This is a genomic window from Psychrobacter sp. 1Y4 (assembly GCF_051847555.1).
On sequence record NZ_JBPYDE010000042.1, the window covers coordinates 1 to 1,815 of the forward strand.

Genomic DNA, 1,815 nt, shown 5'->3' on the forward strand with positions numbered 1-1,815 from the left:
AAACTGCGCCTTTTTGATATTAATGATGGCATCTGTCTTTGCCATTGCATGGACTAAATCCGTCTGACGCGACAAAAAGGCTGGCAGCTGAATAATATCGGCAACTTCAGCGACTGGTGCGGCTTGATGTGGTTCATGCACATCGGTAATGATAGGTACTTGGAATTTTTCTTTGATCTGCCCAAGCCAGTCGATACCTTGCTCTAGTCCAGGCCCTCGGTAAGAATGCAGGCTTGAGCGGTTGGCTTTATCAAAACTCGCTTTAAACACATAGCCGATACCCAAGCGCTCACATATCTCAACGTATTGCTCAGCAATCTCAAACGCCAACTCTTTAGATTCTAAGACGTTCATCCCACCAAATAGTACAAAGGGTTGGTCGTTACCAATGTTGATTGTCTTATTATTAGGCGTGTTAAGTGCAATGTGTGATTGCGCCGTTAATAGGTTTTCCATTTAGCCATTACCTCTTATCTTGTTATGAATATGTCTGTCCCATATTGTAACGGATAGCTTGATGAAAAAAAGTATGCAAGCGTAATTAGATATCACCAATATCGATAATCATTGAGCAACTATTCGCATTGCTCAACATTGAGCCAAAAAAAAGACCGATCCCAAGATCAGTCTTTTTTATAACAAACACTTTCAATACACACTACATTCTGAGAGCTATTTTGCTTCGCTGTGGTTCTTCGCCGCTTTGACAAAGCTATTGAACAGTGGATGACCACCGCGTGGTGAGCTAGTAAATTCAGGATGGAACTGTACCGCAACGAACCATGGATGCTCAGAAATCTCAACTGACTCTACCAAGTGCTGTTTAGCAGAATAACCAGAGATCGTCATACCCGCTTGCTCTAATGGCTCGATATAACGGTTGTTCATCTCATAACGATGGCGATGGCGCTCAGTGATATTATTAGCACCATAAATCTGGCTTAGCTTGCTACCAGAAACCAATTCGGCTTGCTGTGCGCCTAGACGCATCGTGCCACCAAGGTCTGAGTCATCACTGCGAATCTGTAGCTCGCCGCGCTCATCTAACCATTCGGTGATAAGCCCAATGATAGGCTCAGCTGTCTTACGATCAAACTCAGAAGAGTTTGCATTGATATTAAGTACATTACGCGCATACTCAATCACGGCCAACTGCATACCAAGGCAAATGCCTAGATATGGCACATTATTTTCACGAGCATAGGTAATGGCTTTTATTTTACCCATCGTACCGCGCTCACCAAAACCGCCTGGTACTAAGACAGCATTGGCATCTTTTAGCTGCGCCAATAGAGTGTCATCACTTTCTAAACGCTCAGCATCAATATAGTCAATCTTCACATCGACTTTATGCGTGATACCTGCATGCAGCAATGCTTCGTTGATCGATTTATAAGCATCTGGTAGCTCAACGTATTTGCCAACCATCGCAACTGTCACTGTCCCTTCAGGATTTAGCTGGGCTTCAACCACTTTATCCCAATCGCTCAAATCCGCTTCAGGCACATCAAGACCAAAACGCTCACAGATGAGATCATCAAGGTCTTGCTCATGTAATGTGCGCGGTATTTGATAGATGCTTTGCGCATCTTCACACATGATGACCGCACGCTCTTCTACATTGGTGAATAGCGCAATCTTGCGACGGTTATCTTGCGAGATATGATGGTCAGAGCGGCAGATCAAGATGTCAGGCTGTAGACCGATTGAGCGTAGCTCTTTTACAGAGTGCTGTGTCGGCTTGGTTTTGGTCTCACCAGCACTGGCAATATAAGGCACTAAAGTGAGGTGCATTAGCATGGCACGGTTACGGCC

Annotated in this window: 2 protein-coding genes; both read right to left on the bottom strand. The window is 44.6% G+C overall.

Annotated elements, in window-relative coordinates; all coding sequences use genetic code 11:
- Nucleotides 1-456 (bottom strand): DAHP synthetase I family protein (locus tag ACS8FC_RS13965; protein ID WP_459112957.1); only part of this gene is annotated, 456 nt, incomplete at its 3' end.
- Nucleotides 457-672: 216 nt separating this feature from the next.
- Nucleotides 673-1,815, bottom strand: a 1,143-nt coding sequence (locus ACS8FC_RS13970; RefSeq protein ID WP_439297201.1) for a CTP synthase, incomplete at its 5' end; no start/stop codon positions are given.